This window comes from Lactobacillus sp. CBA3605 (genome assembly GCF_002970915.1).
Classification (GTDB): Bacteria; Bacillota; Bacilli; order Lactobacillales; family Lactobacillaceae; genus Lactiplantibacillus.
The window spans coordinates 199,345-215,296 of the sequence record NZ_CP027190.1 but is presented as its reverse complement, the minus strand read 5'-3'; the positions used below and the strand labels follow the sequence as shown (position 1 = coordinate 215,296).

General features: G+C 43.0%; 17 protein-coding genes and 1 riboswitch. All 17 genes read left to right on the top strand.

The window, feature by feature from the left end:
• Window positions 1–105 precede the first annotated feature (105 nt).
• The 17 genes from pfkA (at window position 106) to C5Z25_RS00955 (ending at window position 15,923) form a co-directional block, all read left to right on the top strand.
• Window positions 106–1,068 carry a 6-phosphofructokinase gene (gene pfkA / locus C5Z25_RS01040; protein ID WP_105450879.1) on the top strand — a complete coding sequence of 321 codons (963 nt, stop codon included), beginning with the start codon at window positions 106–108 and terminating at the stop codon, window positions 1,066–1,068.
• Between the two features lie 74 nt (window positions 1,069–1,142).
• Entirely contained in the window at window positions 1,143–2,903 is a 1,761-nt protein-coding gene (gene pyk, locus C5Z25_RS01035) for a pyruvate kinase (protein ID WP_105450878.1), read from the top strand.
• A gap of 133 nt (window positions 2,904–3,036) precedes the next feature.
• The gene (locus C5Z25_RS01030) at window positions 3,037–3,495 is read left to right on the top strand and encodes a DUF441 domain-containing protein (protein ID WP_105450876.1); all 459 of its coding nucleotides are present in this window, start codon (window positions 3,037–3,039) and stop codon (window positions 3,493–3,495) included.
• A gap of 16 nt (window positions 3,496–3,511) precedes the next feature.
• Window positions 3,512–4,399, top strand: coding sequence for a CvfB family protein (locus C5Z25_RS01025; protein WP_105450874.1), 888 nt, complete (start codon window positions 3,512–3,514; stop codon window positions 4,397–4,399).
• A gap of 7 nt (window positions 4,400–4,406) precedes the next feature.
• Window positions 4,407–5,297, top strand: a complete 891-nt coding sequence (gene xerD / locus C5Z25_RS01020; RefSeq protein WP_105452815.1) for a site-specific tyrosine recombinase XerD — start codon at window positions 4,407–4,409, stop codon at window positions 5,295–5,297.
• 14 nt (window positions 5,298–5,311) lie between these two features.
• Entirely contained in the window at window positions 5,312–5,692 is a 381-nt protein-coding gene (locus C5Z25_RS01015) for an N-acetyltransferase (RefSeq protein WP_105450872.1), read from the top strand.
• On the top strand, window positions 5,664–6,428 hold the full coding sequence (locus tag C5Z25_RS01010) for a segregation and condensation protein A (RefSeq protein ID WP_370447205.1): 765 nt from the start codon (window positions 5,664–5,666) through the stop codon (window positions 6,426–6,428). Before C5Z25_RS01015 ends, C5Z25_RS01010 begins: the two co-directional genes overlap by 29 nt.
• Complete coding sequence (gene scpB, locus C5Z25_RS01005) at window positions 6,415–7,023, top strand: SMC-Scp complex subunit ScpB (protein WP_105450870.1); 609 nt, start codon at window positions 6,415–6,417, stop codon at window positions 7,021–7,023. Before C5Z25_RS01010 ends, scpB begins: the two co-directional genes overlap by 14 nt.
• Complete coding sequence (locus C5Z25_RS01000; RefSeq protein ID WP_105448480.1) at window positions 7,023–7,739, top strand: pseudouridine synthase; 717 nt, start codon at window positions 7,023–7,025, stop codon at window positions 7,737–7,739. Before scpB ends, C5Z25_RS01000 begins: the two co-directional genes overlap by 1 nt.
• A gap of 58 nt (window positions 7,740–7,797) precedes the next feature.
• Window positions 7,798–7,919: riboswitch (FMN riboswitch) on the top strand.
• A 116-nt stretch (window positions 7,920–8,035) separates the two neighbouring features.
• Window positions 8,036–8,620, top strand: coding sequence for an ECF transporter S component (locus C5Z25_RS00995; RefSeq protein WP_105450868.1), 585 nt, complete (start codon window positions 8,036–8,038; stop codon window positions 8,618–8,620).
• 131 nt (window positions 8,621–8,751) lie between these two features.
• Window positions 8,752–9,792, top strand: a complete 1,041-nt coding sequence (locus C5Z25_RS00990; RefSeq protein ID WP_105450867.1) for a YpbB family protein — start codon at window positions 8,752–8,754, stop codon at window positions 9,790–9,792.
• Entirely contained in the window at window positions 9,779–11,218 is a 1,440-nt protein-coding gene (locus tag C5Z25_RS00985; RefSeq protein ID WP_105450865.1) for a RecQ family ATP-dependent DNA helicase, read from the top strand. The genes C5Z25_RS00990 and C5Z25_RS00985 overlap by 14 nt, the downstream gene beginning before the upstream one ends.
• Before the next feature lie 61 nt (window positions 11,219–11,279).
• Window positions 11,280–11,906, top strand: coding sequence for a LysM peptidoglycan-binding domain-containing protein (locus C5Z25_RS00980; RefSeq protein ID WP_105450863.1), 627 nt, complete (start codon window positions 11,280–11,282; stop codon window positions 11,904–11,906).
• A gap of 34 nt (window positions 11,907–11,940) precedes the next feature.
• A complete protein-coding gene (gene cmk, locus C5Z25_RS00975; protein ID WP_105450861.1) occupies window positions 11,941–12,624 on the top strand; it encodes a (d)CMP kinase in 684 nt (227 codons plus the stop codon).
• An 89-nt stretch (window positions 12,625–12,713) separates the two neighbouring features.
• Window positions 12,714–14,009, top strand: coding sequence for a 30S ribosomal protein S1 (gene rpsA / locus C5Z25_RS00970; RefSeq protein WP_105448474.1), 1,296 nt, complete (start codon window positions 12,714–12,716; stop codon window positions 14,007–14,009).
• A gap of 81 nt (window positions 14,010–14,090) precedes the next feature.
• Entirely contained in the window at window positions 14,091–15,401 is a 1,311-nt protein-coding gene (gene der, locus C5Z25_RS00965; protein ID WP_105450859.1) for a ribosome biogenesis GTPase Der, read from the top strand.
• A gap of 246 nt (window positions 15,402–15,647) precedes the next feature.
• Window positions 15,648–15,923 (top strand): HU family DNA-binding protein, encoded by a 276-nt coding sequence (locus C5Z25_RS00955; RefSeq protein ID WP_105450857.1) that lies wholly within the window; start codon window positions 15,648–15,650, stop codon window positions 15,921–15,923.
• The last annotated feature ends 29 nt before the right edge of the window (window positions 15,924–15,952 follow it).

Here is a 15,952-nt window from a genome sequence, read left to right as displayed (position 1 = left end):
CGTTTTTAATCATATTTAATTTCAAAAAATAACAGACAACTTTTGGTAAAAGTGTTAAAATTACTCATGGAGTTACGAACTCAATTTATTGCCTGAGGTGAAAAAATGAAACGCATTGGTATTTTAACCAGTGGCGGTGACGCTCCTGGTATGAATGCGGCCGTTCGTGCGGTTGCTCGCAAAGCAATGGCCGAAGGGTTAGAAGCATACGGCATCAACTACGGTTTTGCCGGATTGGTTGCTGGCGACATTCATAAATTAGAGTCAGCAGATTTGGATGGTGTGATTGAACAAGGTGGCACGTTACTTTATTCAGCACGTTATCCTGAATTCGCTCAAGTTGAAGGTCAATTGAAGGGTATCGAACAACTAAAGAAATTTGGTATTGATGCCTTGGTAGTTGTTGGTGGCGACGGGTCTTATCATGGGGCTTTGCGCTTAACTGAACATGGTTATAACACTATTGGATTACCAGGAACAATTGATAACGATATTCCATTTACTGATTTCACGATCGGGTTTGATACGGCAGTTAATACTGACGTTGAAGCACTTGATCGGATTCATGATACGGCACACAGCCATGACCGGACTTTCGTTGTGGAAGTTATGGGCCGTGGTGCTGGTGACGTTGCCATGTGGGCTGGCGTTTCAGCTGGTGCCGATGCTATCGTGATTCCTGAACAAGATTGGGATATGGAAACCATCGCCAACAAAATTAAGTACAACCGGGCTAACGGCCATCGAAGCAACATTGTTGTTTTGGCGGAAGGTGTCATGGGTGCAGCTGAATTTGTTGAAAAGTTATCTGAATATGGTGACTTTGATGCCCGGGCCAATACAATTGGTCATATGCAACGTGGGGGTCGTCCAACTGCTAAAGACCGTGTTATGGCCAGCAAGATGGGCGCCTATGCTGTTGAACTCTTACTTGCGGGTAAGGGTGGCGTAGCCGTTGGGATTCAAAATAACCAATTGGTTAACCATAGTATTTTAGATTTGTTTGATTCTAAACATGAATCTGAACTATCTTTGACTAAGTTGAATGATGAGATTTCATTTAACTAATTTGTTTTTTACTAATTTGATAAAAATGACGTAAATGTCTTTTTATAAAAACTTTCAAGGGAGAGATTTTTCTTATGAAGAAAACCAAGATTGTTTCAACACTTGGTCCTGCCAGCACCGATATCGACACTATTGTTAAATTGATTGAAGCCGGCGCAAATATTTTCCGCTTTAACTTCTCACATGGAGATCATGAAGAACATTTGGATCGTTTAAACAAGGTTCATGAAGCTGAAAAAATTACTGGTAAGACTGTTGGTATCATGCTTGATACTAAGGGTGCTGAAATTCGGACAACTGTTCAAAAAGATGGTAAGTCTGAATACAAGATCGGTGATAAGGTACGTATTTCCATGGATGATTCTCTAGAATCAACTCATGACAAAATTGCCGTTACCTATGATGGCCTTTATGACGATGTTCATATTGGTGGTCATGTCCTCTTCGATGATGGTTTATTAGACATGAAGATTGACGAAAAAGACGAAGCTAACCGTGAATTGGTTACCACTGTCCAAAACGCCGGTGTTCTAGGTTCACGTAAAGGGACCAATGCTCCTGGCGTTTCAATCAACTTACCAGGGATTACTGAAAAGGACTCAAGCGATATTCGCTTCGGTTTGGATCACGAAATCAACTATATTGCTGCTTCTTTCGTTCGTAAGCCACAAGATGTCTTAGACATCCATGAATTACTCGAAGAAAAGCATATGGAACATGTTCAAATCTTCCCTAAGATCGAATCACAAGAAGGTATCGACAATGTCGATGAAATTCTTAAGGTTTGTGATGGTTTGATGGTTGCTCGTGGTGACATGGGTGTTGAAATTCCAGCTGAAAATGTACCTTTGGTACAAAAGAGCTTGATCAAGAAATGTAATGCCTTAGGGATGCCAGTTATTACGGCTACTCAAATGCTTGATTCAATGCAAGAAAACCCACGTCCTACTCGTGCCGAAGCTTCTGACGTTGCCAATGCTGTCTTTGATGGTACTGACGCAACGATGCTTTCAGGTGAAAGTGCTAATGGGCTTTACCCAGTTGAATCAGTTGCTATGATGGCTAAAATCGACCAAAAGGCTGAAAACACTTTGGCTGAAAACGGGAGTTTACAATTAAACCGTTTCGATAAGACTAGTGTTACTGAAACTATTGGTATCGCGATTGCTCGGGCTGCTAAAAACTTGGGTATCAAGACAATTGTTGCTGCGACTGAATCTGGCTACACTGCTAAGATGATTTCGAAGTACCGTCCAGATGCTGATATTTTAGCTATCACTTTCGACGAACGGACTCAACGTGGTTTGATGGTTAACTGGGGTGTTCAACCAATCGTGGCTGAAAAACCAGAAACAACCGATGACATGTTTGATTTAGCTGCTTCTAAAGCTGTTGAACTTGGTTTTGCCAAGGAAGGCGACTTGATCTTGATTACTGCTGGGGTTCCAGTTGGTGAACGTGGGACAACTAATATCATGAAGATTCAATTAATCGGCTCAAAATTAGCTGATGGTCAAGGTGTCGGTGACGAAACTGTCATTGGCAAGGCTGTTATTGCTACTTCTGCGCAAGAAGCAATTGACAAAGCTGTTGAAGGCGGCGTTTTAGTTACTAAGACGACCGACAAAGACTACTTGCCAGCAATCGAAAAGTCTAGTGCTTTGATTGTTGAAAACGGTGGTTTAACTTCACACGCTGCGGTTGTTGGTATCTCAATGGGGATTCCAGTTATCGTTGGTGTTAAGGATGCAACTTCTGTTATCGCTGATGGTCAATTGATCACAGTTGATTCACGTCGTGGTTTCATCTACCGCGGTGCATCTAACGCACTTTAATTTCAAATTTAATTTGAACGTAAAAAGTCGTCGCTTTGCGGCGGCTTTTTATATACATATTAGGAGTTAATTGCGGTCAAACCTCGCTATCTGGTGCGTTTTCAGTTACAATTAATAACACGTGAGGTGTCATATGGAAAGTTGGCTATTTTTATTAGCTATTTTAGTGGTGGCTTGGTTGGGTAAGAACCAATCCTTGCAAATTGCCACCGTGGTTGTCTTAATGATTAAGCTCATTCCAAATACGAATAAATTATTGACGACGATTGGGCAAAAAGGGATTAATTGGGGTGTGACCGTCATTACGGTTGCTATTCTCATTCCGATTGCCACGGGTCAAGTTGGTTTTAAGGATTTATGGCATGCTTTCAAGTCGCCAGTCGGTTGGATTGCGGTTGCCTGTGGTGTATTAGTCTCAGTGCTGTCATTTCATGGTGTCGGTTTATTATCGGCAACGCCGGAAATTACAGTTGCATTAGTTTTTGGGACCATCTTAGGCGTGGTGTTGTTACGTGGAATTGCGGCTGGTCCGATTATAGCGGCCGGCATTACTTATTGCATTATTCAAGTCTTACATTTGAGTTTGCAATAATATAAAGGAGTTAAACATGGAAAGTATTATGGGAACGGTCGTTACAGGTAAGGTAACGGATGAAAACGATGACGCATATTTTGTACAAGTTAATGGTGAAACGTTCTGGGTTGATAAGCTGGAACCGGAACAACCGTTGCATATTGGTGGTTTATATGAAGGCTTTGCTTATGAAAATGAGCAACATCGCTTACAATTAACGCGGCATATTCCTGAAATTTCATTTGACCATTATGTTTGGGGGACTGTTGTGCGGACACGCCATGATTTAGGGGTGTTTGTAGATGTTGGTTTACCAAACAAAGATTTAGTGGTTTCATTGGATGAGTTGCCAACGATTAGTCGGTTATGGCCTAAAAAGGACGACCGATTAATGGTTAAGCTCGCTCGAGATAATAAGCAACGATTATGGGGAACTTTAGCTGATCAAACTTATTTTGCGGAAATTGCGACGCCTTATGATCGTAATCAAGTTAAAAATACAGATACGGTCGTGACCGTCTTTCGTTTAAAAATGGCAGGAACTTCAGTGATTACTGACGATGGTCATTTGGGCTTTGTGCACCCTTCAGAACGAGATCAAGAACCACGTCTCGGGCAGCACATGAAGGCACGGGTCATCGGGAACTTGCGTGATGGCGAAATGAACCTTTCTCTGAAGCCCCGAGGCTATGAAGAAATTGGGGATGATGCCCAGATGTTATTAGCGGCATTGCAACATCAAGGCACACACACGCTACCTTTTTGGGATAAAAGTGACCCAGAAGATATTCGCACTTATTTTGGGATTAGTAAGTCACAATTTAAGCGGGCCGTCGGTAATTTATTGAAGCAGCGACTCATTACGCAACAACCTGGTGAAATTAAGTTAATTGAGGTTAACGATGACGAAGCCGACGATTAATCGAGAGATGCAGGACCAGCTTGCTGACTACCTGCATTTTTTGCGTGTCGAACGCGGGCTAGTGACGAATAGTATTAAAAGTTATCGGCAGGATTTGACTGAATTTTGTGGTTATTTGACTACCCAAAAGATTTCGTCATTTAAGGTAGTCGATCGTTATGTAATTTTAAATTATCTTCAAGTTTTAGATGAGACAGGCAAGTCGCGGAATACAATTATTCATGCAGTTTCTAGTTTACGGAAGTTTTTTCAGTATTTAGTTCAGTTACGACAGATTGATCAAGATCCGATGCTAAAAATCGATACCCCTAAACGGGCGCAACATCTACCACAGGTCTTGTCGGCTCACGAGGTCGAACGACTATTAGCGGTCCCTAAGCTAGATACTGCTTTAGGCTTACGCGATCGGGCGCTACTGGAAGTGATGTATGCGACTGGTCTACGAGTCAGTGAAACCATCAATTTGAAAATGGATGATTTACATTTAGACTTGGGTCTGGTTCAAACGATTGGTAAGGGTGACAAGGAACGAATTATTCCAATCGGTGATATTGCGATTGATTTTGTCGAACGTTACTTAAAAACGGCCCGGCCCAAGTTAGTTTCACCTAAGCGACGAAACACTTATATATTTCTTAATAATCACGGTGGGCAGCTGACAAGACAAGGCGTTTGGAAAAATCTGAAAGCCAGCGTGAAAGCGGCTGGCATTGAAAAGGATGTCACCCCGCATACCTTGCGACATTCGTTTGCAACGCATATCCTGGAAAATGGCGCTGACTTGCGGGTGGTGCAGGAATTATTGGGGCATGCAGATATTTCAACGACGCAAATTTATACGCATATTACCAAAAAACGGCTGGCGGAGGTTTATAATAAATACCATCCTCGAGCATAGTAAGGAGGGGTCTGATGTTAGTTAAATATCGTAAGGACTATGAAAAAGTGGCGATGGGCTTACTCTCTTTTATTCCTGATTTTAAAGATATTGGTCATTTACAGACTGAAATGAAATGGTATCAAGCTACTGGTAACCATCAATTATTATTGTGGCGGCAAGCGAGTGGTGATTTTAGTGGTATTGTGGGGTTAGAAGTCGGGGCTGATTTTGTCTTAGTTCACCACGATTCATTATCGCCAGAAGAACGGACGCCGGCCAATCAACATCAAATGTTAGATGAGCTAGCAGCATTATATCCAGATAAACGAGTGATGGGTACCTTAGAAATGGCCCCAATTATTGGGGAATGGGAGCGCAATCGTGATGAACAACGAACAACCAATCACCATTAAAATCTCAGAATTTGAGGGTCCTTTGGACTTGTTATTACACCTCATTCGGCAAAATAAAATGGATATTTACGATATTCCAATCGCTGAAATTACGCAGCAATATTTGGATTACTTACATTCCATGCAGGCATTGCAATTAGATGTGGCGGGTGATTACTTGGTCATGGCGGCGACTTTAATGACGATTAAGAGCCGATATTTATTGCCACCGTCACCAGAGACCGATGAGCTAGCTGAAACCGAGGTAGATGAAGATCCTCGCGATTCACTGGTTGCGGAATTATTAGCTTACAAAGTGTACCAAGAAGCGGCGGGGGAATTGCGTGTTAAAGAGCAGGCCCGTCATCAGCATTTTACACGGGAGGCCATGTTGGTGCCAACAGAGTTAGCGGCGCCAAAACTTACTGCGGGGATTACGGTAGCAGATTTGCAAGCGGCATTTCGACAATTGGTTGCCAAACGTCGTCGTGCACGGCCACTCGTAAAAACAGTGACCGCTGATCCTGTCAATATTGAAGATCGGATGCAACAAATTACCCAGCAGTTGCGGCAGCAGCCACAAGGCGTCGATTTTGCGGCATTATTTACGATTACCGCTAGTGATGATATGCTAGTCACGACTTTTATGGCCGTGTTAGAATTAACTAAACAGGCACAACTAAGATTGGTTCAGACCAATGGCCTTGGACCGATTCATTTATATTTACGACAGGATGAACAGCATGACGAACATTGAACAAATTGAAGGCTTACTTTTTGTTGCTGGGGATGAAGGCATTACAGTTGCCGAGTTAGAACACGCGACTGGTTTTGCCAAACCAGCAATCAATACGATGTTAACGAACTTAGCTACTAAGTATGAGCAGGATGCGGATAGCGCTTTGGTGATTTTATCCACAGCGAACACTTACCGTTTAGCGACTAAGCAAGCGGTCGCACCGATTCTGAAGCGTTACTTTGAGGCCCCATTATCGACGAGTCTGTCGCAGGCTTCACTTGAAGTGCTGGCGATTATTGCTTATCGGCAGCCACTCACACGGATTGAAATTGATGAAATTCGGGGTGTTCAAAGCGGCTCCACAATTCAAAAATTAGTGTTACGCCAGTTGGTAACGGAAACTGGGCGACTAAGTGAGCCTGGCCGACCAATTTTGTATGGGACAACCGAACTATTTTTAGATTACTTTGGGCTGAAATCATTGGAAGAGCTACCCAAGATTGATCTGGATGTCTTAACGGATACCACACATCCAGCACCAGAAACTGATTTATTTTTAACGGCATTTCAAGATAGATTGAATGGACAACATGAAGATAGTGAGGAAAACTAATGGCAGAACGATTACAAAAAGTGATGGCCGAAGCGGGCGTGGCATCACGGCGCAAGTCAGAAAAATTAATTACCTCGGGACATGTCCGCGTGAATGGACAAACGGTGACCACCTTAGGGGTTAAAGTAGAGGCTAGCGATCGGGTTGAAGTTGACGGGTTACCCCTATTGGCAGAAAAGCCGGTTTATTATTTGTTTTATAAGCCGCGTGGTGTTGTGACGACAGTTCATGATGAACGTGGTCGGAAGACTGTGATGGACTTTTTTAAAGATGTCCCGGAACGAATTTATCCGGTGGGCCGTTTGGATTATGATACTTCAGGTCTATTAATCATGACTAATGATGGTGCCTTAGCTAATCGGTTAACGCATCCAAAGTTTGAAATTAAAAAGACTTATTTGGCTAAGGTGGAAGGTGTGCCAACGAATGCCGATTTAAAGCAATTACGCCTTGGGGTTGAAATTGATGGTCGCATGACGGCACCGGCTAAATCTAATTTACTAGATAGTGATCACAAGAAAAATAATGCATTGGTGCAATTGACCATTCATGAAGGTCATAATCATCAAGTTAAAAATATGCTAGCGGCGATTGGCCATCCCGTAACTAAGCTAAAACGCGAACGATATGGTGTCTTAGATTTACAAAGTTTACAGGCTGGTGAATACCGTAAGTTGAAGCCAATCGAAATTAGTAAATTAAAAGGTGAAAGATAACGCTTGCATTATGGCTTAAAAATCGTTAAACTTAACTTGTTACAAAAATAAATATTTGGTTCATCTTCAGGGCAGGGTGTAATTCCCGACCGGCGGTTATAGCCCGCGACCTACGTTTGTTGTAGTGATTTGGTGTGATTCCAAAGTCGACAGTTAAAGTCTGGTATAAAGAAGATCGAGCTTATTTGGCATGAGTCCGCAAATAACCTCACCCTGATGACCGTTTAGGCTCAGGGTGTTTTTTTGTAGAAAATGACGAAATAGTTCATTGAAGATGACCCATAGGAGGGTACGTTATGCAACAAACGACGTTACGCCGACTAGTGGGCATTGCCTTGCTTGGCGCGTGTGCATATATTGTCATGTTACTAGAATTTCCAATCATTCCGATGGCTTCGTGGATGAAGATTGATTTTTCAGATATTCCTATTTTGATTGGCCTGTTCTTATATGGAATGGGCGGTGCCTTCGCTATTACTTTGGTCAAGCTGGTCTTACATTCGGCGACGATGGGCTTTGCATTACCAGATTTAATCGGCTCATTGTCCAGTTTCATGGGGTCGGCAGTCTTGATTATCGTATTTGCACTGGTTTTGCGCTATTATCGTGGTAATCCGAAGTGGCGGATGCCATTAGCGATTGCGTTGTCAACGATTGGCTTGATTGTAGTTGAGTCGTTGGCCAACTTGACCTTTGTCTTACCATTTTATATGCAAGTGATGGGGTTAAAGCTAAACGTGTCACTTAATACCATGATATTAGTCGCAGTTGTCCCCTTTAACTTAATTAAAGGGGTGTTGGTTGGCAATGTCTTTTGGCTGGTCTATCATCGCCTAGCCAAATGGTTAAGCAAGCAAAATCAACTCATGAGTCGTACTTAATTAAATCATTAAAGTGGGTCTGAGACAGGATGTCTCGGGCCTTTTTTGCGCAAATTGCTAGCTACTTTTTAAGTAGTCAGCAGGACGCTAACATGCTATGCTTAAAGATAACGATTGAAAGGTGGTTGGGGATGTTTGCTGATTATTTATTATTAATGTTTACGACGACTCCTCGGCGGTCCAAGGCACTCTTTAATCTCTTACGTGGTCGTCGGACAGTCTCGACCTTGTTTGCTGGGTTGGTCTACCAGCGGCTAGATCAATTGGACAGTTGGCATGGGGTTCCGCTAGCTAAGTTTGAGGCGGCTACGGGAGAATTGATTGCAGCCGGTTGGTTGAGTTCTCCAGCCGCCGGACAACTACAATTAACGACTGCTGGGCAAGCACAACAGGCTAAGCTGCAACAGACGTTATATTTACCGCAAGCTTGGGATCAATTTCAACAAGTTGATGTCCGACGCTTTGAAGCTTTAAGCCAGCTAGCATTGCAAGTTGTTTCAGAAGCGGTTCACCACCAACGACAGTATTATCCAATTAGTACTGATCCAGGGTTACAAGCGACGGTAAAACAATGGTTGCGGCAATGGTATCGACCGGAATTAGGGGCGACAATTTATCAGGAGTTACGGCAGTTTTTACAGACGGTCTCACCGGACCTAGCGACGATTTTTGCGGCGAGCTTAACGGGACATGCGTTTCCAGGGCAAACTGATCAACAATTGGCTGAACGGTTTGAGTGTTCTGCAATCGAAATTTTGGTGATACGTAAGGATTTGACCTGTTTGTGGATAAAATGGCTACGGCAGACCAATCAAGGGCCATTAGCAGCCTTATTACGGCCTTTAGTGAAGTCGACACCGGTTAGTAACAGTGCCTGGCAAACGTATCAAGCGCTTAAAGTGACGCCAGATTTAATGCAAATCGCACGGCAACGACATTTAAAATTAAGCACTGTCCGGGAGCATTTGCTGGAGGTGGCAATTCTAATGCCGGAATTTCCGTATCAGCAATTATTGACAACCGCGCGTGTGCAACGTTTAACGGCCATTTTTGCAACTAATCCAGCGGTTGAAACGTGGCAGTTTGCCACGGTTAGTGCGGTTGAGCCACAATTGGATTTCTTTTGGTTCCGACTTTTTCAGATTATGAGGTGTCATAATGCAACGCACTGAAATTTATCGGCTTTTAAAAAATAAATATGGGTTTGATGATTTTCGACCCGGGCAATATCCGGTGATTGCGGCGTTACTTGCAGGTGAAGATGTGTTAGCTGTTTTACCAACCGGGACGGGTAAATCGTTAATTTATCAGTTCTTTGGGACAATTACACCGGGATTGGTCATTGTCGTTTCACCGTTGATTTCATTAATGCAAGATCAAGTGGCACGGTTGAACTATCAAGGCGAGAAACAGGTTGCAGCCTTAACGTCGCAATTGGATTACGGCGCTCGCCAGCGGGTCTTAAATCAGATCTCAGAATTAAACTATTTGTTTATTTCACCGGAAATGCTCAAACAACCGTTGGTATTAGCCGCACTGAAACCGATTAAAATAGCTTTGTTAGTCGTTGATGAGGCCCATTGCATTTCAACTTGGGGGCCCGATTTTCGTCCTGATTATTTAGCGTTAGGGGCGTTGAAACACCAACTAAACGAGCCGCAAACATTAATGTTAACGGCTACTGCGACTGCGACTGTCCGGCAAGATATTGTCACTCAACTACGAGTCAAGACGGCTAAGCAGGTCGTTTATTCGGTTGATCGGGCTAATATTTATTTAGCAGTGGAAGCCACTGCGGATGAAGCTGCTAAACGGTCGCGGTTGCAGCAATTAATTACCACGGTTAAGGGGCCAAGTATTGTCTATTTTAGCTCTAAACGGCAAACTGATTTGATTGCCGAATGGTTGCATACGACGACTGGACTGCGGGTTGCAGCGTATCATGCTGGGTTGACGTCTACGGAGCGTTACAAGATTCAGCAGCAGTTTATGGCGGGTACTTTGGATGTGATTTGTGCCACATCAGCATTTGGCATGGGGATTAATAAAGCTGATATTCGAATGGTCGTTCATTATCATTTACCAACGACTTTAGCGGATTATGTGCAAGAAATTGGTCGTGCTGGTCGGGATGGCGAGCAAGCATTAGCCGTTTTGCTGTATGCCCCTGGAGACGACCGGTTGGTTCGTAATTTAAATGAGTTAACTGCGGCTAGTCCAGCGGAAATCCAATTAGATTTTCAACGTTTCCAAAGTCAACGACCAGCCGAGACGGCTCAAAGTCAGGTCTTACAATTTTATTGGGAGCATGCTTATCCAGTGGCCCAAGTGACAACATTATTTGAGCAACGGCAACAGGCTAAGACGGCGGAACTAACCCAACTAATGGCTTATATTCAAGCTTCAACTTGCCGTCGGGCCGTCTTATTAGCTTATTTTGATGAGCCAGCTAAAGGGCACACACCGGCTTGCTGTCAGTTAAACGGTGTGCCAATTCCAGTGGCTTCATTAGGATTAACGGCACCTGAAAGGCCAAACTTGGCACCGATGCCAGCTTGGCATCAAATTCTAACACAATTGTTTTTACAAAATTCTTAAAGAAATCAGTTAAGGGTTATGTTACAATATTTGATGAAAGTTTTTTGAGGAGGAACACCCTATGAGTCAAAAGAATGATAATGAAAAGTCCCAAAAGGATAAACCATGGGACAAAACTTTTGAAGACGATCGGGATGATTCGGGTAATTTATCGCGAACTCAAAAACGCAAACGAAATAATAGTAATTCAACGTTAACCACCATTTTAGTGGTTTTAATTTTGTTGCTCGCCTTAGCACCAATTGGGTATTTCTTGGTGCGTAAAAATTCACTGAATAGTCCACAACAAACTGAGCAAGTCGCTAGTTCGAGTTCCAAGAAAAAGTCATCGAGTGCGGCCCTTGCTAAATCGACTTCAAAAGCCGCAGCTAAAAAAAGTGCCTCAACTGCAGCGGCCAAGAAGCAAGCCGCTAAGCGTAGCAGTAGCTTAGCAGTTGCGAGTTCTAAGGCTAAAGCTGCCTCGGCTTCAAGTAGTGCGGCCGATAGCAGTGCTAGTTCAAGTAGTGTTAGTAGCAGTAGTAGTTCCTCATCATCTTCAGCAGACACCAAGTACGTCACCGTTGAAGCAGGCCAAGGCGTTTATCGAGTCGCAACCAATGCTGGGATTTCAGTTGATAAGCTACTGGAATTAAATGGGTTATCGTCTGGCGCAACGATTTCAGCTGGACAACGGTTACGCGTCCGTTAAAAATGCGATTTTTAGATTGTGAGGGTAAAAGTTAATGGTTAAGCAAGGACTTCAAGTTGCCATCGATGGCCCAGCGTCAGCTGGTAAAAGCACGGTGGCAAAGTTAGTGGCAAAACGGTTTGGGTATGTATATGTAGATACCGGTGCCATGTATCGAACCGTTACTTATTGGGCGATGCAACATCACGTTGCCTTGACTGATGAAGCGGCCGTAATTGCTTTAATGCCAACGTTAACCATTGGTTTTAAGCCAGGGGAACCAAATCAATTGGTTTTTGCTAATACGGTCGACGTGACAATGGCGATTCGGCAACCGGATGTGACTAATAATGTGTCAACCATTGCTGCACTGCCTAAAGTTCGTGAGATTTTGACTGACCAGCAACGCCGAATTGCGGCAGCTGGTGGGGTCGTCATGGATGGTCGAGATATTGGGACCACTGTCTTGCCACAGGCAGAAGTAAAGATTTTCTTAGTGGCTTCGGCGGCGGAACGAGCGCAACGGCGGTATACGGAGAACTTGAAAAAAGGTATTCAAACCCCGCTCGCACAATTACAAGCTGAAATTGAATTACGTGATCATAAGGATTCAACCCGGAAGGTGTCACCTTTGACACAGGCAGACGACGCAGTCTTAGTTGATACGACGCCAATGTCGATTGAAGAAGTTGTGACAACCATTGCGGATATTATAAAAAAACAAAATTCAACAATCTAATTGCATTACTTAGTGCTTTTAGCTAGCTTTTCATTGCTTTTTCAGCTATGATATAGGTTAGAGTTATTGTTGACAGGAGGAAAATTTGCATGAGTGAAAACGAAAACAGTCAAAATGAGAAAAATGAACTTTTAGACGCTTTAAATAGCGTTGAAGAAGTTAACGTCGGTGACGTAGTTAAGGGTGAAGTCTTAGCTATTGACGATGACAAACAAGTCATTGTTGGGATCCAAGGCACCGGTGTTGAAGGGGTGGTTCCTTTGAAGGAACTTTCAACACAACGGGTTGAAGATGTCAATGAAGTTGCCAAGGTAGGCGATGTATTAGACTTAGTTGTCATTTCTCGGATTGGTACCGATAAAGAAAACGGCAGTTACTTACTGTCACATCGTCGGTTAGAAGCTCGCAAAGTTTGGGACGACGTTGAAAAAGAATACGAAGCAGGCCATACCATCAAGGCTCCTGTAACCCAAGTGGTTAAGGGTGGTTTAGTTGTTGATGCTGGTGTGCGTGGGTTTATCCCAGCCTCTATGATTGATGATCATTACGTTGAAGACTTGAGCGCTTATAAAGGTCAAGAACTTGAACTTAAGATTATTGAAATCGAACCTAGCGAAAACCGATTAATCTTGTCACACCGTGCGGTTGTTGAAAAGCAACGCGAAGCACAACGTGCTGAAGCTTTACAAACGTTACAAGCCGGTTCAGTTGTTACTGGTAAAGTGGCTCGTTTAACTAATTTCGGTGCATTCGTTGATCTTGGTGGTATTGATGGGTTAGTGCATGTTTCAGAAATTTCATACGACCGTGTTGAAAAGCCAGCTGACGTTTTGAAGGTTGGTCAAGAAGTTGAAGTTAAGATTTTATCTGTTGATGCTGATCGTGAACGGGTCTCATTGTCAATTAAGGCAACCTTACCTGAACCATGGGATGGCATTGAAGAAAAAGCGCCACAAGGTGCCGTACTTGATGGTAAAGTTAAACGTTTGACTAGCTTTGGGGCCTTCGTGGAAGTCTTCCCTGGCGTTGAAGGTTTGGTTCATATTTCACAAATCTCACATCAACACATCGCAACACCAAACGATGTCTTGAAGGTTGGTCAAGAAATTAAAGTTAAAGTTTTGGATGTTCGTCCAGATGAAAAACGGTTGGCATTGTCAATTAAGGCTTTGGAAGAAAAGCCACAAGCTGTTGAAGGCGAAGAAGAAAGCCACAGCAACAACAATCGCGGTGGTAACAATAACCGTCGCAACAACCGTTCAAATCGTTCTGCAAGCGAACGCTCAACGGCTAACGCTCCAGAAGAATCAACTGGTTTTACATTAGGTGATTTGATCGGTAACGAATTGAAGAACGCCGAAAACAACAATAATGACGAAAACTAGTCATTGTTAAGTTAAAAATACCCTTCAAGCTTGCCTTGAAGGATATTTTTTTATGATTTTTAAGGTAAAGGAGGAATTTAAATGCCAAAACCAGTTGTGGCCATTGTTGGTCGCCCAAATGTTGGGAAGTCCACGATTTTTAATCGGATCGCCGGTGATCGAATTTCCATCGTTGAAGATACCCCTGGGGTCACGCGTGACCGAATTTACGCGAATAGTGAATGGCTTGGTCAAGAGTTTAGTTTAATTGATACCGGTGGGATTGATATGGATGATGCCCCGTTTATTAAGCAAATTAAGCAACAAGCTGAAATTGCGATTGATGAGGCGGATGTTATCGTCTATTTGGTCAGTGCTAAAGAAGGCGTGACAGATGCGGATGAACACGTGGCACGGATTTTATATCAATCGGATAAACCAGTGATTTTAGCTGTCAATAAGGTTGATAATCCGGAGTTGCGAAATGAAATTTATGATTTTTATTCCTTAGGTTTTGGAGAGCCATATCCAATTTCTGGGGCGCATGGCTTGGGTCTTGGAGATTTGTTAGACGCCGTGGTTAAAAACTTCCCTGAGGGAACTGGCGAAGATGAACCTGGAACGATTCGATTTAGCTTAATTGGTCGTCCCAACGTTGGAAAGTCTTCAATCGTCAATGCCTTACTAGGTGAAGACCGGGTTATTGTGTCCGATATTGCCGGGACGACTCGTGACGCGATTGATACGAAGTTTACGGATGCGGATGGCAATCGGTTCGTGATGGTTGATACGGCCGGAATTCGTAAAAAGGGTAAAGTGTATGAAAATACGGAACGGTATAGTGTCATGCGTGCACTTAAAGCGATTGACAACAGTGATGTAGCCCTATTTGTGATTAATGGTGAGGAAGGCATTCGTGAACAAGATAAGCGAGTTGCCGGATATGCTCACGAAGCTGGTAAAGGGATTATTATTGTGGTTAATAAGTGGGACCTCGTTAAAAAGGATAATCACACGATGAAGGAATTTGAGGCGTATGTGCGTGATCAATTCGTTTATCTCAGCTATGCACCGATTATCTTTGTTTCAGCTAAGACGAGTCAACGTTTGGAACAGTTGCCAGCCTTGATTCAAAAGGTTGACCTGAACCACTCCCGTCGAATTCAATCGTCCGTCTTAAATGACGTTATTATGGATGCCATTGCGATGAATCCAACACCGAGTGATAATGGGAAACGGCTGCGTGTTTACTATGCGACACAGGTGGCAATTCAGCCACCAACCTTTGTGGTCTTTGTTAATGACCCCGATATGATGCATTTTTCGTATGAACGCTTTTTGGAAAATCAGATTCGAAATGCTTTTGATTTTTCTGGGACGCCAATCCATATGATCGAACGACGCCGAAAGTAGCATAAAAGGCTTGAAACCGGCATTTTAGCATAAGAATTTAAAGTTGTAAATGATTATTACTCAAATTTAGATTTTTAAGCAAAAAGTCTAAAAAAGCTTGCTATTACAGCATTCCTATGCTATCTTTGATGAAGAAATGATGCTTGTCATCGTTTCTCTCATTTTTGGACCACTCAAAAATGATCATCTGGATGTAGTACTTAGAATACTGACATCTTCACTCTGTAAAGGGGAGGTGAATCAAACATGGCAAACAAGGCTGAATTAGTTAACAATGTTGCTACTGCAACTAGTTTAACTAAGAAAGACGCAACTGCTGCGGTCGACGCAGTATTTGCATCAATCCAAGACACTCTTGCAAAGGGTGAAAAAGTTCAACTAATCGGATTTGGTAACTTCGAAGTACGTGAACGTGCTGCTCGTAAGGGCCGTAACCCACAAACTGGCGACGAAATCCAAATTCCAGCAAGCAAAGTACCTGCATTTAAACCAGGGAAAGCTTTAAAGGATGCAGTTAAATAGTTTCCACAAAGTAACTTTAAAGTCAGTAT

Bases quoted from the DNA above. Each gene is read 5' to 3' on its own strand.
- pfkA (WP_105450879.1), top strand. From the start codon at position 106: ATGAAACGCATTGGTATTTTAACCAGTGGCGGTGACGCTCCTGGTATG.
- pyk (WP_105450878.1), top strand. From the start codon at position 1,143: ATGAAGAAAACCAAGATTGTTTCAACACTTGGTCCTGCCAGCACCGAT.
- C5Z25_RS01030 (WP_105450876.1), top strand. From the start codon at position 3,037: ATGGAAAGTTGGCTATTTTTATTAGCTATTTTAGTGGTGGCTTGGTTG.
- C5Z25_RS01025 (WP_105450874.1), top strand. From the start codon at position 3,512: ATGGAAAGTATTATGGGAACGGTCGTTACAGGTAAGGTAACGGATGAA.
- xerD (WP_105452815.1), top strand. From the start codon at position 4,407: ATGCAGGACCAGCTTGCTGACTACCTGCATTTTTTGCGTGTCGAACGC.
- C5Z25_RS01015 (WP_105450872.1), top strand. From the start codon at position 5,312: ATGTTAGTTAAATATCGTAAGGACTATGAAAAAGTGGCGATGGGCTTA.
- C5Z25_RS01010 (WP_370447205.1), top strand. From the start codon at position 5,664: ATGAACAACGAACAACCAATCACCATTAAAATCTCAGAATTTGAGGGT.
- scpB (WP_105450870.1), top strand. From the start codon at position 6,415: ATGACGAACATTGAACAAATTGAAGGCTTACTTTTTGTTGCTGGGGAT.
- C5Z25_RS01000 (WP_105448480.1), top strand. From the start codon at position 7,023: ATGGCAGAACGATTACAAAAAGTGATGGCCGAAGCGGGCGTGGCATCA.
- C5Z25_RS00995 (WP_105450868.1), top strand. From the start codon at position 8,036: ATGCAACAAACGACGTTACGCCGACTAGTGGGCATTGCCTTGCTTGGC.
- C5Z25_RS00990 (WP_105450867.1), top strand. From the start codon at position 8,752: ATGTTTGCTGATTATTTATTATTAATGTTTACGACGACTCCTCGGCGG.
- C5Z25_RS00985 (WP_105450865.1), top strand. From the start codon at position 9,779: ATGCAACGCACTGAAATTTATCGGCTTTTAAAAAATAAATATGGGTTT.
- C5Z25_RS00980 (WP_105450863.1), top strand. From the start codon at position 11,280: ATGAGTCAAAAGAATGATAATGAAAAGTCCCAAAAGGATAAACCATGG.
- cmk (WP_105450861.1), top strand. From the start codon at position 11,941: ATGGTTAAGCAAGGACTTCAAGTTGCCATCGATGGCCCAGCGTCAGCT.
- rpsA (WP_105448474.1), top strand. From the start codon at position 12,714: ATGAGTGAAAACGAAAACAGTCAAAATGAGAAAAATGAACTTTTAGAC.
- der (WP_105450859.1), top strand. From the start codon at position 14,091: ATGCCAAAACCAGTTGTGGCCATTGTTGGTCGCCCAAATGTTGGGAAG.
- C5Z25_RS00955 (WP_105450857.1), top strand. From the start codon at position 15,648: ATGGCAAACAAGGCTGAATTAGTTAACAATGTTGCTACTGCAACTAGT.